Source organism: Arthrobacter humicola (assembly GCF_022803015.1).
Taxonomy (GTDB): domain Bacteria; phylum Actinomycetota; class Actinomycetes; order Actinomycetales; family Micrococcaceae; genus Arthrobacter; species Arthrobacter humicola_A.
The window spans coordinates 455,836-482,295 of record NZ_JAFKON010000001.1; the positions used below are offsets into that span (position 1 = coordinate 455,836).

General features: G+C 67.0%; 18 protein-coding genes and 1 tRNA gene. 10 read left to right on the forward strand and 9 right to left on the reverse strand.

Annotated elements, in window-relative coordinates; genetic code table 11:
• Positions 1-7: 7 nt before the first annotated feature.
• From ARTB_RS02035 to ARTB_RS02050, 4 genes are all read right to left on the reverse strand, one after another.
• Positions 8-1,099 carry a glycosyltransferase family 4 protein gene (locus tag ARTB_RS02035; protein WP_243177383.1) on the reverse strand — a complete coding sequence of 364 codons (1,092 nt, stop codon included), beginning with the start codon at positions 1,097-1,099 and terminating at the stop codon, positions 8-10.
• The gene (locus tag ARTB_RS02040) at positions 1,096-2,022 is read right to left on the reverse strand and encodes an alpha/beta fold hydrolase (RefSeq protein WP_243177384.1); all 927 of its coding nucleotides are present in this window, start codon (positions 2,020-2,022) and stop codon (positions 1,096-1,098) included. The genes ARTB_RS02035 and ARTB_RS02040 overlap by 4 nt, the downstream gene beginning before the upstream one ends.
• An 11-nt stretch (positions 2,023-2,033) precedes the next feature.
• Complete coding sequence (locus ARTB_RS02045) at positions 2,034-2,903, reverse strand: aldo/keto reductase (protein ID WP_243177385.1); 870 nt, start codon at positions 2,901-2,903, stop codon at positions 2,034-2,036.
• An 83-nt stretch (positions 2,904-2,986) separates the two neighbouring features.
• On the reverse strand, positions 2,987-3,949 hold the full coding sequence (locus tag ARTB_RS02050) for a sugar-binding transcriptional regulator (RefSeq protein ID WP_028276454.1): 963 nt from the start codon (positions 3,947-3,949) through the stop codon (positions 2,987-2,989).
• Between the two features lie 123 nt (positions 3,950-4,072).
• Here ARTB_RS02050 and ARTB_RS02055 point away from each other — a divergent pair, with 123 nt between their 5' ends.
• The 3 genes from ARTB_RS02055 to glpK all read left to right on the forward strand — a co-directional run bounded on the left by ARTB_RS02055 (position 4,073) and on the right by glpK (position 8,338).
• On the forward strand, positions 4,073-5,860 hold the full coding sequence (locus ARTB_RS02055) for a glycerol-3-phosphate dehydrogenase/oxidase (protein WP_439954072.1): 1,788 nt from the start codon (positions 4,073-4,075) through the stop codon (positions 5,858-5,860).
• 156 nt (positions 5,861-6,016) lie between these two features.
• Positions 6,017-6,769: an MIP/aquaporin family protein gene (locus ARTB_RS02060; RefSeq protein ID WP_028276452.1), complete on the forward strand. Its 753-nt coding sequence runs from the start codon at positions 6,017-6,019 to the stop codon at positions 6,767-6,769.
• Between the two features lie 54 nt (positions 6,770-6,823).
• On the forward strand, positions 6,824-8,338 hold the full coding sequence (gene glpK, locus ARTB_RS02065; RefSeq protein ID WP_243177386.1) for a glycerol kinase GlpK: 1,515 nt from the start codon (positions 6,824-6,826) through the stop codon (positions 8,336-8,338).
• 76 nt (positions 8,339-8,414) lie between these two features.
• Here glpK and ARTB_RS02070 read toward each other — a convergent pair whose 3' ends face one another.
• The 3 genes from ARTB_RS02070 to ARTB_RS02080 are packed head-to-tail and all read right to left on the reverse strand — an operon-like array spanning position 8,415 to position 12,742.
• Positions 8,415-9,353 (reverse strand): hypothetical protein, encoded by a 939-nt coding sequence (locus ARTB_RS02070; protein ID WP_243177387.1) that lies wholly within the window; start codon positions 9,351-9,353, stop codon positions 8,415-8,417.
• Between the two features lie 31 nt (positions 9,354-9,384).
• Positions 9,385-12,531 (reverse strand): efflux RND transporter permease subunit, encoded by a 3,147-nt coding sequence (locus ARTB_RS02075; RefSeq protein ID WP_243177388.1) that lies wholly within the window; start codon positions 12,529-12,531, stop codon positions 9,385-9,387.
• Position 12,532: 1 nt separating this feature from the next.
• The gene (locus tag ARTB_RS02080; RefSeq protein WP_243177389.1) at positions 12,533-12,742 is read right to left on the reverse strand and encodes a hypothetical protein; all 210 of its coding nucleotides are present in this window, start codon (positions 12,740-12,742) and stop codon (positions 12,533-12,535) included.
• On the opposite strand from ARTB_RS02080, the gene ARTB_RS02085 reads away from it, so the two are divergent.
• Positions 12,728-12,816, forward strand: a tRNA-OTHER gene (locus ARTB_RS02085). The two genes, ARTB_RS02080 and ARTB_RS02085, sit on opposite strands and share 15 nt — an antisense overlap.
• A 171-nt stretch (positions 12,817-12,987) precedes the next feature.
• On the opposite strand, the gene ARTB_RS02090 is transcribed toward ARTB_RS02085, so the two are convergent.
• Positions 12,988-16,137 (reverse strand): efflux RND transporter permease subunit, encoded by a 3,150-nt coding sequence (locus ARTB_RS02090; protein ID WP_243177390.1) that lies wholly within the window; start codon positions 16,135-16,137, stop codon positions 12,988-12,990.
• A gap of 876 nt (positions 16,138-17,013) precedes the next feature.
• On the opposite strand from ARTB_RS02090, the gene leuS reads away from it, so the two are divergent.
• From leuS to ARTB_RS02105, 3 genes are all read left to right on the forward strand, one after another.
• Positions 17,014-19,545: a leucine--tRNA ligase gene (gene leuS / locus ARTB_RS02095; protein WP_243177391.1), complete on the forward strand. Its 2,532-nt coding sequence runs from the start codon at positions 17,014-17,016 to the stop codon at positions 19,543-19,545.
• A 148-nt stretch (positions 19,546-19,693) separates the two neighbouring features.
• Positions 19,694-20,770, forward strand: a complete 1,077-nt coding sequence (locus ARTB_RS02100; protein ID WP_243177392.1) for a DegV family protein — start codon at positions 19,694-19,696, stop codon at positions 20,768-20,770.
• A 113-nt stretch (positions 20,771-20,883) separates the two neighbouring features.
• Positions 20,884-21,069 carry a hypothetical protein gene (locus ARTB_RS02105; RefSeq protein ID WP_243177393.1) on the forward strand — a complete coding sequence of 62 codons (186 nt, stop codon included), beginning with the start codon at positions 20,884-20,886 and terminating at the stop codon, positions 21,067-21,069.
• Here the strand turns inward: ARTB_RS02105 and ARTB_RS02110 are convergent.
• Positions 21,053-21,682, reverse strand: coding sequence for a hypothetical protein (locus ARTB_RS02110; protein WP_243177394.1), 630 nt, complete (start codon positions 21,680-21,682; stop codon positions 21,053-21,055). The two genes, ARTB_RS02105 and ARTB_RS02110, sit on opposite strands and share 17 nt — an antisense overlap.
• Positions 21,683-22,571: 889 nt before the next feature.
• Here ARTB_RS02110 and ARTB_RS02115 point away from each other — a divergent pair.
• The 3 genes from ARTB_RS02115 to holA are packed head-to-tail and all read left to right on the forward strand — an operon-like array spanning position 22,572 to position 26,258.
• Positions 22,572-23,243 carry a helix-hairpin-helix domain-containing protein gene (locus tag ARTB_RS02115; protein WP_243177395.1) on the forward strand — a complete coding sequence of 224 codons (672 nt, stop codon included), beginning with the start codon at positions 22,572-22,574 and terminating at the stop codon, positions 23,241-23,243.
• Position 23,244: 1 nt separating this feature from the next.
• The gene (locus ARTB_RS02120) at positions 23,245-25,308 is read left to right on the forward strand and encodes a ComEC/Rec2 family competence protein (RefSeq protein ID WP_243177396.1); all 2,064 of its coding nucleotides are present in this window, start codon (positions 23,245-23,247) and stop codon (positions 25,306-25,308) included.
• On the forward strand, positions 25,242-26,258 hold the full coding sequence (holA, locus tag ARTB_RS02125) for a DNA polymerase III subunit delta (RefSeq protein WP_028276695.1): 1,017 nt from the start codon (positions 25,242-25,244) through the stop codon (positions 26,256-26,258). The genes ARTB_RS02120 and holA overlap by 67 nt, the downstream gene beginning before the upstream one ends.
• Positions 26,259-26,460: the final 202 nt, after the last annotated feature.

Sequence of the window (26,460 nt, forward strand, 5' to 3'; positions counted from 1 at the left end):
GTTCCGGCTATTTCCGGTCGCGGGGCCGGTTCCGGAGCGCGACGGCCTCTTCGGCGACGGCCACGAGCCGCCGCGCCGACTCATCCCAGCTGAAGTCTGCGGCCCGCTCCACTGAACGGCGGGACCGTGCCTTCCACAGGGCGGGGTCCTCGAGCGTGCGCACCGCCTCGGCAAACTCCGCCGGGGAGTCCGGATGCACGTAGCTGACGGCGTCGTCACCAACCTCGCGGAAGATCGGGATGTCGCTGGCAATCACCGGCGTGCCGTGGGACATGGCCTCGACGAGCGGCAGTCCGTAGCCCTCGGCCCGGGACAGGCTGACCAGGGCGGTGGTGCGTGCCAAAAGGGCCTCATACTCGGCGTCGGTCACCCCGTTGTGGAAAACGATGCTTGCGCCCTCCGGAGCCAGGGCCTCGAGTTCGGCCCGCCGCTCGGGCGTGATGCGGCTGAGCAGATGCAGGGTCATGTCGGGGAGTTCCGCCATGCCGCGGACCATGGTCTCCACGTTCTTGTAGGGCATGAATGAACCCATGTAGAGCAGCGTCTTGTCGGCCCCCGCCCCGGGATCGCGCGGGGTGTGGCCGTGCTGGGGGGCGTTGCCGACAATCCTGACCGGACGCCGGGTGAGCCGGTACTTCGCCATCAGGGCCGCCGTGGTGGAGCTGATCGTCGCCACGATGTCCGCCCGGTTCAGCAGGAGCCGCTGGGGCCAGAAGGCCTTGTGGTACAGGCGCCACAGGACCCTGACGGGGGCCGGCAGGAATCCGGGAGGGGTGGGGTGCTCGTAGTAGATGAGGTCGTGCAGGGTCAGCACAAGGGCGTACTTCCGGCCCCAGCTGCCCATGGTCTGCATGGGGCATACCACCACGTCGGCGCCCAGCTTGTTGACCTTGGCCGCCACGAAGAGTTCGGCCGGGGAGAGCGGGCTGTTGATCAGGGTGTACGGAACGTCGGGCAGGAGCGCGAGCTGGCGGGTGTCGCTGATCAGCATCGAGACGTCGGCGATCCTGGCGGCCGCCGCGATCAGGCTGGCGCCGTAGCGGCTGATGCCGTCGTGGTGGTCCAACCGGGTGAAGCGGGCATCAATAAGAATTTTCACGCGGCGTGGTCCTTTAGGAAGCGTCGGATGTAGCGGGCAGCGGGCTCGGGGGTTTCGTAGTGGATCAGGTGCCCGACGCCGGGAATGACCTCCAGCTTCCCGTCCGGCAGCCGCGCCGCGAGTTTGTACTGGTCCGCCAGCATGGCGATCTCGTCCTTCTCTCCCGCGATCAGCAGCACCGGCAGCGTCAGGTCGCCGGCCACCTCGGTGACGTTGCTGCCCACCGAGGCCTTGAAGGCCTGAAGCAGGCTCTCCCGGTCCGCGAAGGAGGAAAAATAGGCACTGTGCTGGGCGTGCACGAACCGGCGGATGTCCTTGTCCCCGGTCTTGGCCATGGTCACGCTCATCACCCGCACGATCGCCTGGCTGCGCAGCAGAGCCAGCCCGAGCCGCTGGGGAAGGCATGCGGCGGCCTCGTAGTAGAGCACCGCAAGCTTCGTCATCAGGCCCTTGGGCCCTTCGAGGGCGGGCGCCGCGATGGGATTGACCAGGATCAGCTCGGCCACGGCACCCGGGTTGGCCGCCACGAAATGGCTGGCGATGATCGAACCGAACGAATGCCCCAGCAGGACCGTGTCCGCGCCCAGTCCCAGAGCAGCCATGAAACCGCCAAGGAACTGGCTGTAGCCGGCAACGCTGTGCCCGGTTCCCGCGAAGGCGGCCGAGCTGCCGAAGCCCGGCAGGTCCGGCATGATCAGGCGCATGTCCGTCAGCTGGTCGGCTACCCGGAGCAGGCCGTGGTGGTCGCCGCGGAACCCGTGCACCACCAGGATGGTGCGCGTTTCGGTGGTGACCTCGGCGGGTTCGTAGACCCAGTACGCGATCCGGGCCCCGTCAACCTCAACGGACGCGGCCCGGGTGCGGGCGTCGAGTCCGCCGCTGAAGAGGGGCGTGCGTGAGGACCCGGTATCCACTTGTTCCATTTGTTCGAATCCTATGCGACGTTGTCGGGGTGGGAGCCGGTCCGGAAGCCGCGTTCGAGGCCGCCGACCTCCGTCATATCCAGCGGGGAGAGCTCAAAGTCGAAGACCTCGAAGTTCTCGCGGATCCGGCCGGACGAGCTGGCCTTGGGGATGGCGATATTGCCCAGCTGGAGGTGCCAGCGCAGGATGATCTGTGCCGGGGTGCGGTCGTGTTCGGCCGCCAGGGCCAGGATCACCGGGTCCTTCAGGACCTGGCCGCGGCCCAAAGGACTCCACGCCTCGGTGCGGATGCCCAGCAGCTCATGCTTTTCCCGCAGTTCATCCTGCTGCAGCCAGGGATGAAGTTCGATCTGGTTCACGGCGGGCACCACCTCCGCCGTTTCCAGGAGCCGGTCCAGGTGCTGCGGCTGGAAGTTGGAGACGCCGATTGCGCGGACCTTGCCCTCGCGGTACAGCGTCTCCAAGGCCCGGTACGTTTCCGGGAACAGGCCACGGCGCGCGCACGGCCAATGGATCAGGTAGAGGTCGATGTATTCCAGGCCGAGGTTGGACATGGAGGTGTCGAACGCACGCATGGTGGCGTCGTAGCCGTGGTCGTCATTCCAGACCTTGGTGGTGATGAAGAGGTCCTCGCGGGAGACGTAGGGTGCGGTTTCCCCGGGCCCGCCTCCGGTGCCCTCAAATCCGGACAGGGCACCGATTCCCTTGCCGACGCCGGTCTCGTTGCCGTACATGGCGGCGGTGTCGAAGTGCCGGTAGCCGGTCTCGACCGCCATGGTCACCAGGCTGGCGGCGTCGCCCGGGGGGACCTTGTACAGCCCGAACCCCAGCCGGTCGATCAATACTCCGTTGTTCAGGGTCAGCCGGGGGGAGAGTCTCATGACAAAGACTTTACCCACTGGCGCTGGAGAGTGCCGGACCGCCGTTGCCGCCAGCCGCACCGGTCATGCTGCCCCGCAGCCGCTCAGCCCAGTCCGTCGAACCGGACGAGCCTGCGGGCGCTGGCCTCGTCCAGGATCAGGTCGGTGGCCAGTCCTGCCGCCAGCGCGCCCCTGAGCCCGTTGATTTTGGAAGCACCGGACACCACGCAGATGCGGCGCCGGACCTGGCGGAGCTGGGCCAGGTCCGGGCCGGTGGAGCGCGCGTTGAGAGTGATGCCGTCCGAGGACCCGTCGGCGCGGAAGAACACCGTGGCAACATCGCCCACCACATCGGAGTTCGCCAGGACGTTCAAGTCGTCTTCATCGAGGTAGCCGCCGGCGTAGACGTGGCTGGGGTAGTCGGCGTCGACCGATCCGACACCAAAGATCGCGATGCTCATCCGGGCCTGCAGCTCCAGGATCCGCTGAACACTCCGCTCATTCCACATGGCCTTTTTGGTCGCGGCGTGGTCGAAGAAGGCCGGCACGGGAAACTGTTCCACCCGTGCTCCGTAGGCGCTGCCGAACCGCCGCATGATGTCCGAGGCATAGGTGATACCGGTGGTCTGCATATTCCCGGCGCCGTTGAGCTGGACGATCACGCTGTCGTGGGTGATCTTGCGCGTCAGGTGCCGGCTCACGGCGCTCAGGGTGGAGCCCCATGCGACGCCGATGATGGCGTTGGAGTCCACCAGCGGTCCGATCGTCCGGGCGGCCTGCATGGCCACGCGGTCCAGTGTTTCCGCCTCATTGAGGGTGTCCACCACCGGAACGACATGGACATCCACCTTGTATTCGGCGCGGATCATGCCCTCGAGTTCGGGCCCGGTGTCCAGCGGGCTGCGGATCTGGATCTGCACCAGACCCGAATCGCGCGCCGCGGACAACAGCCGGGAAACCGTGGACCGGGACGTCCGGAGCTCGCGGGCGATGGCGTCCATGGTCAGGTCCTGCAGGTAATACAGCTGGGCCGCGCGGAGGGCGTCGGACTGGCGTGATTGCATCATGACATTTCCCATCTGCACGTTTGTGCATAGTGCTTGACTCCATTTTCCATTAGTCCAAAGAATAGTGTTGAACGGCGCCGCGCCACGGGCGCGCCGCACAGAATCAAACCCAAGGGAGCAATTTTGGGACAGAAGGACTCAGTCGGCGCACCGGCGAACGATCGCGCCTCGGTGCAGAAGCTGCGGACGCGGCGGCACGCGCAGGTTCTGATCATCGGAGGCGGAATCAACGGGGTCGGAACGTTCCGTGACCTTGCGCTGCAGGGCGTGGATGTGGCGCTCGTTGAGCGCGGCGATTACTGCCAGGGTGCCAGCGGCGCCTCTTCCCACATGATCCACGGCGGCATCCGGTACCTCGAAAACGGCGAGTTCCGCCTTGTCCAGGAGTCGGTGACCGAACGCAACAGGCTTCTGCGGATCGCGCCGCACTACGTCAAGCCGCTGCAGACCACGATCCCGATCTTCAGCACCTTCTCCGGGGTCCTGGCCGCCCCCATGCGCTTCCTGACCCACAAGCAGGGCAAGCACACCGAACGCGGGGCGTTCCTGATCAAGCTCGGCCTGAGCATGTACGACTTCTTCTCCCGCGACGGCGGCACGGTTCCGCGCCACCAGTTCCGCGGACGCAAGCGCGCGCTGGCCGAGCTGCCCCGCCTGCACCCCGGGATCAAGTACGCGGCCACTTACTTCGACGCCTCCGTCCACAACCCCGAGCGCCTCACCCTCGACGTGCTCCAGGACGGCGAGAAGGCCGGCGGCGCGGACAGCCACGCCCGCGCCAGCAATTACGTCTCCCTGGTCTCGCTGGGCGGCTCCGGAACCCCCGGCACCCCAGGAACCCCCGGCACTCCAGGAACTACTGTCCAGCTGCGCGATGAACTGACCGGCGAGGTGTTCGACTTCACTGCCGACGTCGTCGTGAACACCGCCGGCGCCTGGGTCGACCTGACCAACGAGGCCATGGGGGCGGCGTCGTCGTTCATGGGCGGAACCAAGGGTTCGCACATCGTGCTGGACCATCCGGAGCTGCTCGCGGCGTGCAACGGCCGCGAAATCTTCTTCGAGCACACCGACGGCCGGATCGTGCTGATCTACCCGATGGGGGACCGCGTCCTGGTCGGCACCACCGACGTCGACGCCGACATGGCCCAGGACGCCGTGTGCACCGAGGCGGAAATCGACTACTTCTTTGACCTGATCGGCCACGTGTTCCCGGACATCCCGGTGGGCCGCGACCAGATTGTCTACTCGTTCTCCGGTGTTCGCCCGCTTCCGAAGCACGACGCGACCCAGCCCGGCTTCGTCAGCAGGGACTATCGGATCGAACGCCGTGCGGCGGCGGACGGCGCCGTCCTCAGCCTCGTCGGCGGCAAGTGGACCACGTTCCGGGCCCTCGCCGAGCACCTGAGCAACGACGTCCTGGCCGAACTCGGTATGGAACGGAAGGTTTCGACGGCGAAGCTCGCCATCGGCGGCGGCGCCGGCTTCCCGGACAGCGAGGACGGCGTCCAGCGCTGGATCAAGGCCCACATGTCGGCCGGCCGCGACGCCGCCCGCGTCACCGGGCTGCTGACCCGCTACGGGACCCGCGCCGAAGAAGTCATCCGCTTCCTGGACGGGGCCGCGGCCGGCGAGCAGGACAGGCTGCTGCATTCCACCCGCGAGCTGAGCACCCGGGAACTGGAGTTCATGGCCGCCCATGAGCAGATCGGGCACCTCGTGGACGTCCTCATCCGCCGCACGTCCCTGGCCTTTCGCGGCCTGGTGACAGGGGAACTGCTCAACGAAGTCGCGGACATCCTTTCCGGACCGCTCGGCTGGGACGCGGCGCGCCGGGCCTCAGAGATCAGCCACGCACAGGAGGTGCTACAGCGGTTCCACGGTGTCCGGGTCCACAGCCTGGTCGCCTGATATTGCTTGCGTGCCCGGGCAGGGAAGCCCGGGTGCAAGCACTGCGCGGTCCGCCCTGGCGGCCGGCGCAGTGGCTGGCCGGCAGCACGAACATGCTGCCGGCCCCACGGCTTCCAAACTCGCGGACGCCGACAACAGAAAATAGAGGAGTCAAAGATGTCTCTTGGAATAGTTTTCCTATCCGAATTATTCGGTACCGCCATGCTGACCCTGCTGGGTTGCGGCGTGGTGGCCAACGTTGCGCTCAAAGGCACCAAGGGCAACAACGGCGGGTTCCTGATGGTGACCTGGGGATGGGGCATTGCCGTCTTCTCCGGTGTCTATGTTGCCGCCATCTCAGGTGCGCACCTGAACCCTGCCGTGACTTTTGGCCTGCTGGTCAACGGCAAGAAGTTGTACGCTCCCGGCGTTCCGGTCGACTTCGCCTCAACCCTGACCTACTTCGGTGGGGAACTGACCGGCGCCTTCCTCGGCGCCGTCGTGATGTGGCTGGCCCACAAGCAGCACTTTGATCTCGAGCAGGAGCCCGCCAGCCAGCTGGCCGTCTTCTCCACCGGCCCGGCGATCCGCTCCAACCAGTGGAACCTGATCACCGAGATCATCGGCACCTTTGTCCTCGTGTTCGTCATCCTGACCTTCGGCGGGACGCCATCCGGACTCGGCCCGCTGTCTGTGGCCCTGCTGGTCGTCGGCATCGGTGTTTCGCTCGGCGGCCCCACCGGCTACGCCATCAACCCCGCCCGTGACCTGGGCCCCCGCATCGCGCACGCATTGCTCCCCATCAAGGGCAAGGGCTCCAGCGACTGGAGCTACTCCTGGATCCCGGTCGTCGGTCCCCTCATCGGGGGCGCCCTGGGCGGCCTCGTGGCAGCTGTCGTGCCGATCATCATCCCCGTCATCCCTCACTAACCGCCCGTTCAACCGTCAGTACAACTGCCACGCCAAACAGACAAGGACGTCAATATGAACCAGTACGTAGTTGCAATCGACCAGGGCACCACGAGCACCCGAGCCATCGTGTTTGACCACAGCGGCAGCATCGTCTCCTCCGGCCAGATGGAGCATGAGCAGATCTTCCCCCAGCCCGGCTGGGTGGAGCACAACCCCGCTGAAATCTGGAACAACACCCGCGAAGTGATCGGCTCGGCCCTGTCCAAGGCGAACCTGACCCGGCACGACATCGCCGCCGTCGGCATCACCAACCAGCGCGAAACAGCGGTGGTGTGGGACAAGACCACCGGCGAGGCGATCTACAACGCCATCGTGTGGCAGGACACCCGTACCCAGCCGATCGTGGACGAACTCGCCAAGGACGGCGGCGTAGAACGCTTCAAGCAGAAGGTGGGCCTGCCGCTGGCGACCTACTTCTCGGGCACCAAGATCAAGTGGATCCTGGACAACGTCGAGGGCGCCCGGGCCAAGGCGGAGGCCGGCGACCTCGTCTTCGGCAACACCGACTGCTGGGTGCTCTGGAACCTGACCGGCGGGACCGACGGCGGAGTGCACGTCACCGACGTGACCAACGCCTCACGGACCATGTTCATGGACCTTGAGACGCTGTCGTGGGACCAGGAGATTCTGGACGCGTTCGGCGTCCCGGCCTCCATGATGCCGACCATCAAGTCCTCCTCCGAGGTCTACGGCACAGTCCACACCTCGCAGCTGCTGCGCGAGGTTCCTGTGGCCGGCATCCTGGGCGACCAGCAGGCGGCCACGTTCGGGCAGGCGGCGTTCGATGCCGGGGAAGCCAAGAACACCTACGGCACGGGCTGTTTCCTGATCTTCAACACGGCCGAGGAGATTATCCACTCCAAGAACGGGCTGCTGACCACCGTCGGCTACAAGCTCGGCGACGCGGCGCCGCACTACGCGCTGGAGGGCTCCATTGCCGTCACCGGTTCCTTGATCCAGTGGTTGCGGGACAACCTCGGCATGATCGGCAGCGCCCCGGAGGTCGAGACCCTCGCGGCCTCGGTGGCGGACAACGGCGGCGTGTACATTGTGCCGGCGTTCTCCGGCCTCTTCGCGCCGTACTGGCGCTCGGACGCCCGTGGCGCCATTGTGGGCCTGACCCGCTTTGTGACCAAGGCCCATATCGCCCGCGCGGCGCTGGAGGCCACCGCCTTCCAGACCCGTGAGGTGCTGGACGCCGTCAACGCCGACTCCGGCGTACCGCTGACGGAGCTGAAGGTCGACGGCGGCATGGTCGCCAACGACGCCCTGATGCAGTTCCAGGCGGACATCCTCGGCGTGCCGGTCATCCGTCCGAAGGTGGTCGAGACGACGGCGCTGGGAGCAGCCTACGCGGCCGGCCTGGCGGTCGGATTCTGGAAGGACCTGGGCGAGTGCTCGGCCAACTGGGCCGAGGACAAGCGGTGGGAGCCGCAAATGGACCAGGGCGAGCGGGAACGCCAGATGCGTCTCTGGAAGAAGGCCGTCACCAAGTCGATGGACTGGGTTGACGACGACGTGAAGTAGGCGCCCACAAAGGAGCCCCGGCCGGGAAGATCCCGGCCGGGGCTCCTTTGTCTATTGCACGGGTGCGGCAGGGCCGTTAGTGGTAGTGGTGGCCATCGTAGCCACGTGCCACCTCAGCGCGCGGCGTCTTCGCGTAGACGTCCTTGCTGACCGTGTAGCCCCGGCGGTCGATCTGCAGTGCCTGCTCGTTGACGCTCTTCAGCTCGGAGCGGCTGAGCTTCTTGATCTTGACGAGATTCAGGAACTCCTGGTCCTCTCCGCCCACGGCCGTGACCTTGATCAGACCCGTGTGCTTGGAATAGAACTTTCGCTGGTGGCCGGCGCTTGGCGGGTCCAGCGGGTTGAACTCATCGATGACCAGCACATCGCTGTAGCAACCAGTGGCGACGCAGACGCGTTGGTCCTTCGCGAACACATCACCGCAGTCCAGGAAGTCCACGCTGGGTGCGTAGGCCTGGGGGTAGGCGGGGGTCTTCAGGCGCGGGTGGCTCTGCATGGCGATGCCCGCCTGGGCCTTGTCGATGCCGCTGATGAACGTACTTGGCGCGCCCACAAGCTTCCCGTTCTCGTACTCCTCCGGATATTCGCCGAAGAGCCACACGTCTCCCTTCCGTGTCTCGGCGAAGAAGGCAAGTTCCGATTCCGCGAGCTCACCGTCGGAGTAGTCCCGGTCCCAAATCGCGATGGTCTTCACCCCGTCGATCACCTTGGTCAGCCCCGTGACCGTGCTGACAACCTTGCGGGTGGTTGTCCCGTCCGGGGAGACTACTTTGCCGGTGGTGGTGTACTGCATGCCGGGTTCGAGGGGGAACCACTTGTTGTCAATCTCCGGCCTGGACGGGAAGGCGCCGCGGTTGAATTTGATCGCCGAGCCGGGGCCGCACAGTTCCTGGGAACGGGCGACCGCCGGCGCGGTGGCTGCCGTCGCCGCGGCCGCCGTCGCCGCCGTCAGCGACGCCACCACCAGCAAGACCGCGGAGCCGTAAGCGGTAAATCTCTTAGATAGTGGAGTCATCTGACTGGCCTCTCATTGTTGGTAGTTTTTGCTATACGGCTGATACAGGTTCCGGCTCGCGGGGCTGACGGTCATGACGTGCCGGACCCTTCTTGGCGAACCGCAGGTAGAGCGATGGAACGATGAACAGGTTGACCAGTGTCGATGTCACCAGTCCACCCAGGATCACCACGGCCATGGGGTGCTCGATCTCATGGCCGGGGCGGTTGCCCATCACCACCAGTGGGACCAGGGCGAGTGCGGTGGCGAGCGTGGTCATCAGGATTGGTGACAGGCGCTCGGCTGCGCCCCGCAGGACCAGGTCCCGGCCGAACGGCACGCCTTCGAACTGCTCCAGGTGCTGGCAGTGGTTGATGAGCAGGATGCCGTTGCGAGCGGCGATGCCCATCACTGTCAGGAACCCGACCAGCGACCCGAGGGACAGGATTCCGCCGCTCATGTGCGCGGCGATCACCCCGCCCACCAGTGCCACCGGCAGCGTCAGGATGCCCAGAACGGCAAGCCGCCAGCTCCGGAATGCCGCCTGGAGCAGGAGGAACACCACAACCAGTGCGCCCATCGCGAAGAGGAGAAGCCGCTGCGAGGCGGCCTGCCGCTCCGCGTATTCGCCCAGGATCTCGGCGCTGTATCCGGTGGGGAACTCCACGGACTTGAGATCGGATTCGAGTTTTTCGACGACTTTGGCCAGATCGCCTTCCTTGACGTTGGCGCTGACATCGAGGCGGCGGGACCCTTCCGAACGCTCAATGACGTTGGGAGTGGGCTTTACCGTGATCTTGGCGACATCGGCCACCCGGATCTTCTGCCCGCTGGGAGTGTCCAGCGGCAGGTTCTCGATGCTTGTGACGCTGGTCCGGATCGCCGGAGGACTCCAGACCTGGACGTCATAGGCCTTGCCGTCCCGGTAGACGTCGCCGACCTCCTCGCCGGATACCAGGGTGGCTGCGGCACGGCGGACGTCACCGGGCTTCAGGCCGTAGCGGTTGGCGGCGTCCAGGTTCACCTCGACGTCCACCTGCGGAACGTTGACCTGGAGTGCGACTTTGGCTCCGATGGCACCCTCGATGCCGGCCAGGGCAGTCTTGACCTTGTCCGCCTGCTTCTTCAGCGTGTCCAGGTCATCGCCGTACACGCGGACCACGATCGAGTAGCCCGTACCGGTGAGCACCTCGCGGACACGTTCCTTGAGGTAGGTCTGGACGTCCCGGTGAATGCCGGGATACCCGTCCACGACCTGCTGGATGGAGGCCAGGGTCTTGTCGTAGTCGACCGAGGGGTCAACGCTGATCCAGTTCTCGCCAAAGTTGACTCCCACCACCTCATCGGCGGCGAAGGCCTGACCGATGTGGGACCCGCAGTTGTTGACGCCTGGAATGGTCATCAGCTCCTGGCAGGCCAGTTGGCTGACGCGCACTTCCTCGGCGTTGGAGGTGCCGGGTTGCGTGACCCAGTGCATGAGGAAGTCACGTTCCTTGAACGAGGGCAACAGTGACTGGCCCAGGAGCGGGGCCGCTATGATTCCGACGACGCCGAGTGCCGCCACCGCGAGGTAGCCCGGGAGCGGGCGTTTCACAATGGGACGCAGGGCGGCGCCGTACCAGCGCTTGAGGACCCGGACCACCGGCGGATCGCGGTCTTCGAGTTTGGCATTGCGCAGGAAGATGTACGCCATGGCCGGCGTGACCGTGAGGGCCACCAGCATGGACGCCATCACCGCCAGGGTGTAGGCGGTCGCCAGGGGCCGGAAGAAGGCGCCCGTCAGGCCGTCCAGGAAGAAGATCGGCACCGTGGCGGCAACGATAATCAGTGTGGCGTAGACGATGGGGCCGCGGACTTCCAGAGAGGCGTTGACGACCACGCGGGCGGTGCTTTCGGTCCCGCCGCTGGCGCGGTGGTGCCGGAGCCGCCTGACGATGTTCTCGACGTCGATGATGGCATCGTCCACCACGACCCCGACGGCAATCACCAGCCCCGCAAGCACCATCGTATTAATCGTTCCCCCGGTCCAATACAGCACCAGGGCCGCTGCCATCAGCGACAACGGGATCGCCGTCACGCTCACCAGGGCTGTCCGCCATTGGAACAGGAAGACGCTCAGCACCAGGACCACCAGGAAGCAGCCCAGCAGCAGCGCGAGGCTCAGGTTGCCGAGCGATTCCTCGATGAACGAGGCGGGCCGGAACAGGGTGGTGTCGACTGCGATTCCGGTCAGGCCGGGCTGCAGTTCCTTGAGCGCTTCCTCGACCCCGCGGGTGACTTCGAGGGTGTTGCCCCACGGCAGCTTTTCGACGATCAGCATCAGTCCGGGGCCGCCATTGATGACCGCGTCACCGATCAGTTGCTGGTGGTCCTCCACGACGGTTGCCACGTCGGCGAGCTTCAGGGGAGGCAGTCCTTCGCGTTCCTCCAGTGGCACCTGGGCAAGGTCCGCCGGAGACGTGATGGGTTGTACGTGCCTGATGGACATGCTCTGGCTGGGTGTTTCCAGCGCCCCTCCGGTGCCGATCAAGGCACCGGGGGAGTACTTGAGCAGGCCGGCGTCCAAGGCGTCGGACGTGGAGTTCATGACGTTTTCCAGCGTCACGTTGTTGGCTGCCAGTTTGGTCGGATCAACCTGGACCTGAAGCATCTGGAGGCGTTCGCCCCAGATCGCCACGTTCGCCACGCCCGGCACCCGCAGCAGATGTGCCCGGATGTTCCAGTAGGAAACCATGGACATTTCGATCAGGGAGCGGGTCTCGGAGGAGAGTCCGATCTTCATGACACGGCTGGTGGAGGACAGCGGCTGGAGCATCACCGGCGGCGCGGCCCAGGTCGGCAGGGTCGGTATGACCGTTGCCATCCGCTCCGACACCAGCTGCCGGGCGGTGAGCAGATCGGTCCCGGGCTTGAACTCCATCACGATGGCGGACAGCTGCGACACAGACTTCGACCGCATCTGGTCCAGGCCGTCTATGCCGTTGAAGGCCTGCTCCATTGGAACCGTTACGAGTTCCTCGACTTCGGAGGCAGTGAGACCCAGACATGCCGTCTGGACCTCGACACGGGGCGGTGCAAACTCCGGGAAAACATCCACCGAAGCGCTGCTGAGTTGCGCGCCGCCCACGATCATGAGGGCGGCCGCCATCGCAATGATGATCGACCGGAACCTCAGGCTTGCAGCGACAATCCGGCGCATGTCAGTGCGCCGTATCGAATTCAGCGCCGAAGAGTTCAGCCGCGCCGACGGTCACGATTGCGGTGCCCACCGCGGGCCCGGCCGAGGCCGTGACCACTCCGTCCTCCACCTTGGCTACCGTGACCGGCTGCCGCTGGTAGACCCGCGGGGCCGGGTTGGTGTACACCCAGGTTTTTCCGCTGGCGTCGTAGAGCAGGGCGGAGTAGGGCACGACGACGTCCTTACCCTTTCCGGCCTTGACGGTGTCGGTCTTCAGGTCGAGGCGTTCGATTCCCTTCTCCGTCAACGTCAGTTTCGCGATGCCCGTCGCGGCATTCTTCTCCACCTTGGCGGGTTCGTTGGCCGAAACGGCGGCGGGGGCCGCCGCCGTCGTCTGGGCACATGCGGGCAGCGCGAACAGAAGTGCTGCGCATACAGCGGCCGCCAGGGGCAGGCGCCGCGAGGGCTGTTGGCTGGTCATTTTGCTTCCACCTTTTCCTGCGTAACGGGCTGGACGGGAACTTCGGCCTCGTACACTTCGGCCCACTCTTCCGGGGCGGAACCGGGTCCGAACCAGAGTGCGAGCAGAGGGAGTACGAAGATCCCGATGAGAGTTGTCGTGATGAGTCCGCAGACGATGATCAGGGCCATCGGGCCCAGGAAGGACCCGCCGACGGCGCCGCCGAAGAGTCCCGGCGGGATCAGGATCGCCACCGTGATCAGGGCTGCCTTCAGAATGGGCGAGACCCGGTCCCGGGCCGCCATCATGATGATCTTGTCAGGGGATTCGTGCGGGGCGGCCCGCCACAGTTCATCCGTCCGGGCGGAGAGCAGCGCCGCGTTGCGGGCGGCAACGGCCAGCACCGCGGCAAAGGCCGTGAGCGCCAGCACAGTGATGGCGCCTCCCGCGATCCAGGCTGCCACGGCGGCTCCGGCCAGCGCGGCCGGCAGGGACAGGAAGATGGCAAGCGCCAGCTTCCAGCTCCGCACCGCTGTCTGGAGAAGGAGCAGGATTCCCAGGAGGGCAGCCGCGCCGATCCACAGAACCATGGCGTCCCCGGCGAGCTGTTCACTGTACTTCGTGGGGATTTCGGCGTGGTATTCCAGCGGGAACTGGATCTGCTCGATCGCCGCGTTGATGTCGCGCTGGATATCCGCGAGCGGACGTCCGCTGACCTCGGCCACCACGTCGATCCGGCGTGAGGTGTCATCGTGCAGGATCACGACTTCATTGGGAACGAGCCGGATGTCGGCGATTTGGCCCAGCTGGACCTGGCCGCCGCTGGGCGTGTCCAGCAGGAGCTCACGGATGCTGGTCAGGTCATCCCGGACGTCCACCGCGCCGCGCACCACCACTTCGAAGACCTTCTGCTGTTCGAAGAGGTTGCCGACGACGATGCCTTGCATCAGGGCGGCAGCGGCGCGGCGTGCGTCGCCGGGTTTGATACCGACCTTCTGCGCCGCTTCGAGGTTGACCTCGACTTCGACGATGGGCGTCATGGCGCTGGCGTTGATCGTCGGGTTCTTCACGCCGTCGACCTTTTCGATGGCCCGGCGGACCTCTTCAGCCTTCTCGCGCAGGACGGGCAAGTCTGTTCCGTAGACGCGGACGGCGAATCCGGGATCCATGCTGCTGCGCTCCTGGCCGATCTGCTGCTGGGAGTAGTTCACCACGTTGTGGGCGATGCCGGGGTAGCCCTGGACGACGTCACGGACCGCCTGCTCCGTTTCGCTGAAGTCGGCGTCCGGGGTGATGGACACCCAGAGTTCCGCGGAACTGTTCCCGACAACCTGGTCGGAGGAAATGGCGCGGCCGATGTGGCCGCCAACTCCCGAGACACCCGGCAGGGTCCGCAGTTCGTCGGACGCTTTGGACGCCACCCGACGCACCTCGTCGTTGGACGTGCCTGCCATCGAGTCCCACTGCACCAGGAGTGTCCGGTCCGGAATCGTCGGCACGACCGCCCGGTTCCCGACCAGCTGCGATGCCGCGGCGAGCCCCAGCAGTCCAACGACGGCGACAGCGACAATGCCGAGGGTGCGGCGGGAACGTGCCCCCTCGAGTGCCCTGTCGTAGGTGGACCTGGCCCGGACAACACCGGGCGAGTCCGCCCGCCGGGTTTTCTCACCGGGAAGCAGGAGGTACGCCAGGACCGGTGTCACGGACAAACCCACCAGCATTGACACGGCAAGCGCCAACGCCAGGGACCAGAAGAGGGGCTGGAAGAACGCACCGCCGACTCCTGTGACGAACAGCGTCGGTACGAGCGCGAGGGCCATGATGAGGGACCCGTGGAACAGCGGTGTGCGGACGCTGCGGACAAGCTGGACCATGCGGAACCTGATGGTGGCATCTGTCTCGGTCTCGGTGGTCCGCAACGGCCGGCGCCGCTGCGCCTGCACATCCTCCACAATGTCTCCGACAATCACAGACACGCCCAGCAAGATGCCGGCGAGGATCGAGATGTTCAGTGTGGAGTCGAGCAAGTAGAGCACCACTCCCGACGCCATGACGGTGGTGCTGATCGCCACGAGGGCGATCACGGCCACCCGCCAGGAACGGAACAGGGCCCAGAAGAGCAGGACGGCGATCAGGAGGCTCACGAGCAGCGCCAGGCCGAGTCCGTCCACGGCATCCTGCAGGAACGAGGCGGGCCGGAAGACGGATGTGTCCATCTGGATCCCGGAAAGCCCGGGCTGCATGTCGTTCAGCGCAGCCTCGAGGTCCTTGGTGACCTGCAGCGTGCTGGCTCCGGGGAACTTCTCCACGACCAGCAGGAGGCCCGCATCCTGGCCGACGACGGCATCGCCGATCAGCGGCTGGTGGTCCTCCTTCACCTGGGCAATGTCACCCAGGAGCATGGGAGATCCGGCGTCTTCGACACTGACCTTGGCCAGGTCCTCCGGCGTTCGGATGGGCAGCACGTGCTGGATGCCCAGGCGTTGGCTCGGCGACTCCACGAACCCGCCCGTGCCGGGGGTGGACGCCTCAAGGAAGCTCAGCGGCGACACCCAGACTGCGTTGCCGGTGGTCTTGATGACCTGTTCGAGCGTGATGCCCTTGTCACGCAGCTGCGTGGGGGTCACCTCTACCTGGAGCTGCTGCTCGCGCTGTCCCCAAATGGAAACGTTGGCGACCCCGGGAATGCCGATCAGCCGCGGCTTGATCTTCCACCGGGCCAGGACCGACATTTCGATCCCGGACAGCTCTTTGGAGCTCATCCGGACCATAAGGACGCGGCTGGTGGACGACAACGGCTGCATGATCAGCGGCGGCGCCGAGACGTTCGGCAGCGCGTGGGCCTGGGTCATGCGTTCGGCCACGAGCTGGCGCGCGCGCAGGAGGTCGGTGCCCGGCTCGAACACGAGCTCGATCGAGGACAGGCCGGGAACGGATTTGGACCGGATTTCATCGAGCCACGCCACCCCGTTAAGGAGGTCGGCTTCCATCGGAGCAGTGATGAGCTGTTCAACTTCGGCAGCTGAGAGGCCCAGGGCCTCGGTCTGGATCTCGACGTGGGCCGGGGCGAACTCGGGCATGCTGTCGATGGCGACGTGGGGGACATTCACTACCCCGAAGGCAATGAGTCCGGCCGCCACAGCGAGAACCAGGATGCGGAACTGCATACTGAAACGGGTGATCCAGCCGAACATGGCTAGCCCCGTTCCAGGGAGCCGGCGTCGCGGGTGCGGGCGGCGGCGGATTTCGGCAAGTGCACGGAAGAATTGCGCAAGTGATACATGACAGGCTCCTCAACCCGAGACCATTTGCGAATCCCCCCAAGAGATCCCATTTCTTGCTGATCTTTATCGAATAGTGTTCCCATTTGAATCGTTTGGCAAGATCAAAATTTTAGGCCTGCGTCCCGGCTTTTCACGGGTTTCTCCCAGCTTGGAGGCTCACAATGCGCTCTCCAAACAAACTTCGTGGAAGGGCCCGGGCGCCCGCGGCGGGCCACCCGGGTGTTTGTTGTCTTTCTACCTGTCTTCCGCGCCGAGCTACCCGAATTTCTGTCGTAGTTACGTGCCAGATACGTCGGGCAATTGGCAGTAAGTACCGCTATTCCATAGGTATGTCGTTTGTAACAATTGCGGACATAACAGCCCGCGCAGGGCGCCGGAGCGCGAGTCGACTGCGACTACCGGGACGCGAGCGGCCCGTTGGTTCAGCGCGAACCAGCCCGAGGGGCTAAAGTGGTCCTATGCGCGCCGTGCTCCTGCTTAGCTAGCCGCCCGGCATCCCGGCGAGACCTCGATTCCGAAGAGTCCCCGGATTGCCGAGCGGCGGCCCCTCCATGTCGAGGGGCTTTTGTGTGTCCGGGGTACATTCCGGTCCGCAACGCACGAGGTAACAGCAGGAGTACCACGTACGGACAGTATGGAGTCAGGGCCGGGCAGCCGGCGGTGACAGTGCAGACTTGATGGTGAACAGGCCTGGCGGCAGGCAGGCCTGAAGGTAGACAGGCCTGGGTAACAGGCCGCACAGAACAGAAGAGGCCAGCAGTGAGCGTTCAGCCGGAAACACAGACCGGATCGCCAGCAACCGCGGCGGAGGGGCCTGAGGAAGGTACCTACAGCTTCGCGGCAATGGAAGCCAAGTGGCCGCAGGTTTGGGAAGACCTGAAGGTCTTCACGCCGCTCGACGACGGCTCAAAGGAACGCCGCTACGTGCTGGACATGTTCCCGTATCCGTCCGGTGACCTTCACATGGGCCACGCCGAGGCGTTCGCGATGGGCGACGTTGTGGCGCGCTACCTGCGCCAGCAGGGCTACGACGTGCTGCACCCGATCGGCTGGGACTCCTTCGGCCTGCCCGCGGAAAACGCGGCGATCAAACGCAACGCGCACCCAAGTGAGTGGACGTACGCCAACATCGACACCCAGGCGGCGTCGTTCAAGCGCTACGCAATCTCCGCGGACTGGTCCCGCCGGCTGCACACCTCGGACCCGGAGTACTACCGCTGGACCCAGTGGCTGTTCACGCGGTTCTACGAGCGTGGACTGGCCTACCGCAAGAATTCGCCGGTCAACTGGTGCCCCAAGGACCAGACCGTGCTGGCCAACGAACAGGTGGTCAACGGCGCCTGCGAGCGGTGCGGCACTCCCGTGACCAAGAAGTCCCTGAACCAGTGGTACTTCAAGATCACCGACTACGCCGACCGGCTGCTCGATGACATGGACGAACTGCGCGGGCACTGGCCCGAACGCGTCCTCGCGATGCAGAAGAACTGGATCGGCCGTTCCGAGGGCGCCCACGTCAACTTCGTGATCGAAGCCGACGGCGGCAAAGCCGCCAAGGACGTCACAGTCTTCACGACGCGCCCGGACACCCTCTACGGCGCCACGTTCTTCGTCGTCGCCGCCGACGCGCCGCTCGCCGTCGAACTGGTCACCGACGAGCACGCCGCCGCCCTGGACGCCTACCGGGAGCAGGTCAAGGCGCTTTCCGAAATCGAGCGCCAGTCCACCGAGCGCGAAAAGACCGGCGTCTTCACCGGGCGCTACGCGACCAACCCGCTTAACGGCGAAAAGCTGCCCGTCTGGGCCGCCGACTATGTCCTGGCCGACTATGGCACAGGCGCCATCATGGCCGTCCCGGCCCATGACCAGCGCGACCTCGACTTCGCCAAGACCTTTGACCTGCCCGTCCGGGCAGTCCTGGACACGGGCGAGGAAGACCCCGCTGCCACGGGCATCGCCACCACCGGCGAGGGGACCCTGATCAACTCCGGCGGCCTCGACGGGCTGCCGAAGGCCGAGGCCATCCCGGCGGCCATCGAAATCCTGCGCGAGTTGGGCACGGGCGAGAAGTTCGTGAACTTCCGGCTGCGTGACTGGCTGCTCAGCCGGCAGCGGTTCTGGGGCACACCGATCCCCATCATCCACTGCCCGGCCTGCGGGGAGGTCCCGGTCCCGGACGATCAGCTGCCCGTGACCCTGCCGGCGGACCTGCGCGGCGAGGACCTGTCCCCGAAGGGCACGTCACCGCTCGCCGCGGTCGAAAGCTGGGTCAATGTCGAGTGCCCCAATTGCCAGGGCCCGGCCAAGCGGGACACGGACACGATGGACACCTTCGTGGATTCCTCCTGGTACTTCCTGCGCTTCGTCTCTCCGCAGTACACCGGCGGTCCGTTCGATCCGGAGAAGATCAACGACTGGATGCCGGTTGGTCAGTACGTGGGCGGCGTGGAGCACGCCATCCTGCACCTGCTCTATGCGCGGTTCTTCACCAAGGTCATCCACGACCTCGGCATGATTGAGGCGGACGAGCCGTTCAGCGCACTGCTGAACCAGGGGCAGGTGCTCAACGGCGGCAAGGCCATGAGCAAGTCCCTGGGCAACGGCGTCGACCTCGGCGAGCAGTTGGACAAGTTCGGCGTGGACGCCGTCCGCCTGACCATGATCTTCGCCTCCCCGCCGGAGGACGACGTCGACTGGGCGGACGTATCGCCGGCGGGCTCCGCGAAGTTCCTGGCCCGGGCCTGGCGCCTCGGCCAGGACGTCACAAGCGCACCCGGCGTCGATGCCGCCACCGGAGACCGTGCGCTGCGCACCGTCACCCACCGCACGATCGCCGATGCGCAGGCCCTGTTGGACAACAACAAGTTCAACGTGGTTGTGGCGAAGCTGATGGAACTGGTCAACGCCACCCGCAAGACCATAGATGCGGCCAGCGGTGCCGGCGGTGCGGACCCAGCAGTCCGCGAGGCCGTGGAGGCCGTAGCCGTCATCCTGAGCCTGTTTGCGCCGTATACCGCCGAGGATCTGTGGAACGTCCTGGGGCACCCTGCATCGGTCGCCAACGCAGGCTGGCCCACGCACGACGACGCACTGCTCGTGGAGGACACGGTCACTGCCGTCGTCCAGGTGCAGGGCAAGGTGCGGGACCGGCTGGAGGTTTCCCCGGACATCTCCGAGGAGGACCTGCGCGAACTGGCGCTGGCATCGGATAATGTCCAGCGCGCCCTCGACGGCCGTGGCCTTCGCACGGTGATCGTGCGGGCGCCTAAACTGGTCAACATCGTCCCGGCCTAGCCGGACGAACCAGCCTGCACTGGCCGCCGGCTGATCCCGGCGCCCAGTGCAGACAACCAGTGCAGACAACCGGTGCAGACAATGGGACGGGCACAAGTGCCCCCGCCGGAGAAGTAAGTCCACGCGTCCCCACAGCAGGAGGTCCTCCGTGCCACACCGCGAGCCGTCAGGCTGGCCATGGCTGCGCGAGCGGCTTGTTCGCCTGCGGCAGGGTTCCCGGGACAGCATCCCCGAAGCGGCTCCCGCCGCCGTCGTGCAGGTTGCGGTGGTCACGGACTCTGCCGCCGCGCTGCCCGCGGACTGGGTCCGGGCTTTCGCTGCCGACGGCCGGCTCACCGTGGTCCCAATGCCCGTGATGGTCGGCGCCGAAATCTACGGCGAGGGTGAGGACGACATTGCGGAGACCATCGCCGTTGCCCTGGCCAGCGGCAAACCCGTCAAGACTTCGCGTCCGTCACCGGGGCAGTTTGAACACGCCTACCGGGAGGCCAGCGAGCGTGGCTTCCAGTCCGTGGTCTCCATTCACATCTCCGCGGGGCTGTCCGGGACAGCCGACGCCGCCCGCCTGGCAGCCCAACGGGTCGGCATACCCGTAGAGGTCCTCGACTCCCGGACGGTCGGAATGGCCCAGGGGATGGGCGTGCAGGGCGCGGTGGTCGCGGCCGCCGACGGCAGGAGCGCGGCCGACGTCTTGGCCTTCGCGCAGGACCGGCTGGACCGCACCAAAGTGTACTTCTATGTCCCGACCCTGGAACAGTTGCGCCGGGGCGGCCGGATCGGGGCGGCGGCCTCGCTCTGGGGGACCATGTTCTCCATCAAACCCATCCTGGCGGTGGAAGACGGCCGGATCATCCCGCTGGAAAAAGTCCGGTCAGCGGCGAAGGCCATCGCACGCCTGGAAGAAATCGTGGCCGCGGACGCCTCCGGCCGCCCTGCCGGTCAGGCGCGGCTGGCTGTGCACCACTTTGGCAACCAGGCCGAGGCTGAGGACCTTTCCCGGCGCCTGGCCGTGGCATTGCCGGCATGTCCGCCGGCCCAGATCAGCGCTCTCCCGGCAGTCCTGGCGGCCCACGCCGGGCTCGGTGTGCTCGCCGTGATCGTGGGGGAGGGCAGCACACCCGCAGCAGCGAAACCCGATGCCTTCGCCGGGGACGTCGCCAGCCCGGACGGCGGGGAAGCGCGCCCTGGCAGGGCGGCGGCCGAAGCGACGGAAGCCGGCGACTAGCGCGGCGGGTCCATGTGCTCTATCTGCGCGGGCGCTGGACTCTGGCCGTGAACGGGCGGCGGCGGTAAAGTCACTCCACCGAACCCAGAGAACCAGCGAACCCGGAGGCCGCCATGGCAATGCAGGTGCACCACGTAGCCCAGCTCGATCGCGACGTTGCCGAAGAGGTGACCAAGTGGCTGAAATACCTCAAAGGCCAAGTGACCAGCGTTCAATTCCTCACCACCACGGTCCCGGATCCCAAGGCCGCGGACAAATGGCGGGTTCAGTACGAGGCATACATCACCTACCAGAAGTGAACCCCCGACTGCAGCTGCGTTTCAGGGGGTAGGCACGGGCGTTGTCCGTCCGGGCGTCGGCGATGCTGTAAGCGCGGGAGTGGCTGGTTCCGTTGGCGCTGTCTCTGGCGTTGTCGCTGGCACGGTGGTTGGTGGGGCGGTCGTTGGCGGGACGGACGGCACGGACGTTGGCGGGGCGGGCGTTTCCGGGACCGTCGGTGGGGCGGCCGGCTCGGACGTTGGCGGGGCGGGCGTTTCCGGGACCGTCGGTGGGGCGGCCGGCTCGGACGTTGGCGGGGCGGGTGTTTCCGGGACCGTCGGTGGGGCGGCCGGCTCGGACGTTGGCGGGGCGGGTGTTTCCGGGACCGTCGGCACGGTGACTTGCGCGGACGTTGGCACGGTGGTCGTTTCCGGGACCGTCGGCACGGTGACTGGCGCGGACGTTGGCACGGTGGTCGGTATGACGGTTGGCGTCGTGGGCGCGGGTGGCGACGCTGACGTTGGTGGGGTGGTTGGCGTTAGGGAGGCCGGCGGGGCCGTTGGAGGCGGAGTCGTTGGCGGCGGCGTTGGCCCGGGGTCTGGCTGATTCGGCCCGATAGTGTAGCTGGGCTGCTGGCCTGAGCCGTTGACCCACAGGGCGGCCTGCACCCTGCGGGCACTTCCGGGCTCCAGCCACCAGAGCACCTGCACGTTGCAGTGGTAGACAATCGTGACATTGGCGACGGCGCCCTGCGGCGGAACTGCGTGGATCGAGGTGGCGGCCGTTTGGGTGGTCCAGATGAAATTCTGGTCGGCAGTCATTCCCGCCGTGCCGTCGACCGAAACATGCGCTATGCCGTACAGACCGTACTGGGGGCAGAAACTGCTTTCCAGAGAAAACTTGACCACCTGGGTTGAGGTGGCTTGCGTTGTGTCTGCCACGACCGGCGGGGCTGGCAGCATGGTGCCGCCAAGCGCCAGCACCGCCGCGGGCCCAAACAACCACTTCATTGCACACCAGCTTTCGACGCCTGATATTTACATCCAGGCGATCAGGGTTGCCCCCAGCCGGCAAAGTTTTCTCGATTGGATGCAGACGTTACCACCGGGTCCGGGCGGGCACCAGCGTAGGGAATACTTGCCTGATGCCGCGGATCTACGCGTATTACTCAGGTATTTCCACATACGCCCGGTCTCCGGTATCAGCGGGGGTGAGGGCTGCCTAGAGTCGTTCCATGCCGCGCCGCAACCCGGGAACTGAATCCGCCACAGGCGTCAGGGTTGCCCGTGAACGCCTGGCAGCGACGCGCTGGGCTGCCCGGGGTGCGGAAGATGCCGCGGATCCGGGCGAATCCCCGGATCCGGGCCGGGGACCAGGCGACTCAACGGGGCTGCTGGAGTTGCAGGTTCCGGCGCCAGGCAGCCCTGTCCCGGTCCGGGCAGCTGATGCGGTACCCGCTGCTGGACGGCGCGTAGGTGGCGGCACTTCACACCATGCTGATGAAAGCCGCGGGTACCGCCGGGCAGGGAGACAGGCGCTGGCTTTGCGATTTCGGGCCAGGACAGGGGTTAAGGCTGCTGCCCTGCTGGGCGTCCTTGCCGTGGTCCTGGGCGGCTGCTTCTGGTGGCAGGCCGGGACCGGCGGCGCGCAGGTGGTGGCTCTCAGCGACTCCGCCCCCGCGGCCGGGGAAGAACCACGTCCGGCGGCCGGCGAGACCCTCGCACCGCCGGGAGAAGATCTTATTGAGGAGCCGGAAAGCATCGAGGTCCACGTTGCCGGTGCCGTGGCCACCCCGGGGGTGGTTCAACTGCCGGCGGGAAGCCGGCTGCATGAGGCAATTGCAGCGGCGGGCGGACCCACGGTTCTCGGGGATCCGGACCGGCTCAACCTGGCCGCCGTGCTGGAGGATGGGCAGAAGGTCCTGGTGCCCATTCGCGGCGAACCCGGTCAGGCCGATGCGCCCACGGACGGCTCACCTGCGCCCGGTTCCGGTACGGGCGGCACGGGGCCAGTCGGCGGGAGCGGGAAGGTCAACCTCAACACCGCCGGCCTCGAGGAACTCGGGACCCTCCCGCGCGTCGGGCCAGTGCTGGCGCAGCGGATCGTGGATTGGCGCCAGCAGCACGGGCGGTTCAAGTCAGTGCAGGAGCTCGACGCCGTCGACGGGATCGGTCCGAAGTTGCTTGAGGCCCTGCTCCCGTTGGTGGGTATCTGACGTGGCAAATCCTGAGATCGAAAAGCCCTGCCCTGCACAGCCCGGCGCTGCACAGCCTGGCACTGCACGGCGTGGCGTGGGCCGGACCGGCCCGCTGGGTTCTGTGGCGGTCCCGCAGAGCCGCTGGCAGCGCTACGTCGATGCGGCCGTCGATTCTCCGCCGCGTGCCGAGCACGGGGACCCGGTGGCCTCCGGCCGGATCCGCGGATCCGGCAAACCCGCGCGCGACACCGCCGCGCGTCAGCGCCCGATCGAGCGGACACGGCGGACGGACCTTCGCCTGGTGCTCCCGGCACTCCTTGTCTGGGGGACCGTCGTTGCCGGAAACTGGCTGTCCCCTGCAGGGCTGGCCGGTCTCTGCACGGCGCTGGCGGCGGCCGGAGGCATGCTCGTCGTGGCCGGTCGCGTCATCCTCGGCCCTTCTGGGCTCCGCCCGTCGAGGGAGCGGGGCGCCAGGAGTGGGCGGTGTGGCGCCGGGCGCGGCCGCAGTGCCGGGCAGACGGTTCCGCGCAGCATTCGCGCCACGGTGGCCGTGGCGCTGTTGCTGTCCCTCGCGGCAGGCTCGCACACCGCCGTCGAGGCCTCCCGGCGGCACGACGGCGCCATCGCTGAAGCTGTGGCCGCCCGCGCGGCCGTCGTCGCGGAACTGGAGATTGCAGGCGCCCCGCGGCGGCTCAGGATTCCCGGTGCCGGTGGCCTGCCGGACCGCTGGGCAGTTCCCGTGATCCTGACGGCGATGACCTTCGGCGGCCACAGGGTCGCCGGGGACGCGCGGTTCGTCGTCATGGGCGGGGCCACGTGGGGAGACGCCGTTCCGGGCCAGCTCCTGCGCGCCACGGGCAAACTCCGTCCCTCCGCGCCAGGGGAGCCGGAGGCAGGACTCCTGTCAGCGACGTCGGCCCCAACCCTGTTGCGGGGACCAGGGCCCTGGCAGCAGGGCCCCGGGGAGCTTCGCCTCGCCTTCACCGCCGCGGCGGCACGGTTCGGGGGCGACGCCGGCGGCCTGCTGCCCGGCATGGTCACCGGCGACACCAGCGCCCTGGACCCCGAGCTGGAAGCCGCCATGAAGACCGTCGGGATGACGCACCTGACCGCCGTCAGCGGGGCCAACTGCAGCCTGATCCTCGGGACGCTGCTGCTCGCCGCCCGCACGCTCCGCCTTCCGCGCGCGGCAGCCGCCGCGGCCAGTCTCGCGGGGCTGGCGCTGTTCGTCCTCATGGTGGGACCGGATCCGAGTGTGCTGCGGGCCGCCCTCATGGGCAGCATCGGCCTCGCTTCCGTAGCTCTTGGCCGGGCGGGGCGCGGACTCAGCCTGCTCTGTGTTGCCGTCATCGGCCTGCTGCTGGCGCAGCCGGTCCTGGCTGCCAGCTTCGGATTCCTGCTCTCGGTCCTGGCCACGCTGGGAATCGTGGTCGCCGGACGCCGCATCATGGACTGGCTGCCACCTTCGGTGCCGCGCTGGGCGGCAGCCGGCGTCGCCGTACCCCTGTCCGCCCAGCTCTTTTGCGCCCCGGCGATCGTGTTGTTGCAGCCGCAGTTCGGCGCCTACACGCTGCCCGCGAATGTGGCCGCTGCAGCGCTCGTGGCGCCAGTTACGCTCCTCGGCACGGCCGCCGTGGTTCTCCTGCCCGCTCTCCCGGCCGCCGCGGGCCTCCTCATGGCCGCAGCTGCTGTCTTCGCAGGCGCGGTGGCGGGGGTCGCCCGGCTGTTCGCGGCACTCCCGGGCGCCGCCTTGCCATGGCCGGAAGGAGTCTTCGGTGCAGCCACCATGGGAATCTTGTCCGCGTCTGTGCTGGCGGCGGCGTGGCTCGGCCTGCACCCTGCCGCGGTCGCCCGTGGCGTCCTCGCGGCACACGCGCGGGTGGTGGCCGTCCTCGACGGACGGTCGCATGCGGCGGCACGGTCAGCCGTCCGGCGGGCCGTCAGCCGCGGCTTGGAGCACCGGTCCGGGCGTGGGACGCTTAGAGTCCGCAAACCAACTTCCGGGAGGAATCACGAGTGGCTGCTGCCCAGACCCAACGGCCCAGGACATCGGCGTCGAACACCGCCACCTGGCGTGATGTGACACCTGCTGCCGTCGTCCTGGTGGGCGGTCCGGAAGACTACATAGGTGCCCGGGCCATGGACCGTATCCGCGCGCAGGTCCGCGCGGTGGCGCCCGACGTCGAAATTACGCGGCTCAATGCCGGCAGCTACACGGCCGGCTCCCTGGCCATGAACGTCAGTCCTTCGCTGTTCGGCGAACAAAAGCTCATCGAGGTCGACGGGCTCGAGGCGATGAACGATGCCTTCCTCGCCGATGCCCTGAAGTATGTGGTCCAGCCGGAACCGGAGGCCTTCCTGGTGCTCCGCCACGGCGGGGGAGTCCGCGGCAAGAAGCTGCTGGACGCCATCAAGGCCGCGGGCTGGCCCGTTGTCGACTGCCAGCCGCTCAAGAAAGACGCCGAGAAGATTGCCTTCGTCACGGCCGAGTTCCGGGCGGCCTCCCGGCGTATCGACCCTGACGCCGTGCACGCCCTGGTTAATGCGGTTGGCGCGCAGCTCGCGGAACTCGCCGCCGCCTGCAGCCAGCTGATCGCTGACGCCACCACCGGCGTGGACGCGGCCATGGTGGACAAGTACTACGGCGGCCGGGTCGAGGCAACAGGTTTCAAGGTCGCCGACGCCGCGATGGCCGGCAACGGCCCGCTGGCCCTCTCCACCCTTCGCCACGCCCTGGCCACCGGCGCGGACCCCGTGCCGATCGTGGCTGCCCTGGCGTCGAAGTTGCGCTCCCTGGCCAAGGTGGCCGGCGCGCAGGGGTCGTCCTCGCAGATCGCCAAGCAACTGGGTATGCAGCCGTGGCTCGTCGAACAGGCCCAGCGGGAAGTCCGGCGCTGGACGCCCGAGGGGCTGGTCCGCTCCATCCAGGTCACCGCCGAGGCCGACGCCCAGGTCAAGGGCCTCTCCCGGGATCCTGTCTATGCGGTGGAACATGCGGTAACGGTGATTGCCACCTCGGCCAGGAGTTCCTGACACCCGCGTTCGAACCCAGAGGCCCGGCGTGTCGTCCCTGCGGGTCCGGCCGGACCGGGACCTGCGTGTCGGCCCTGCCGGCGCGGACCCGGCTGCGGGCAGCCGACGGCGTACCGGAGTCGTACCAGAACGGGTGCGGAGTCGGCCCATTGCGGAACCGGCTTAACTGGATGTGGCCGGCACCCATGGGGTGCCGGCCACA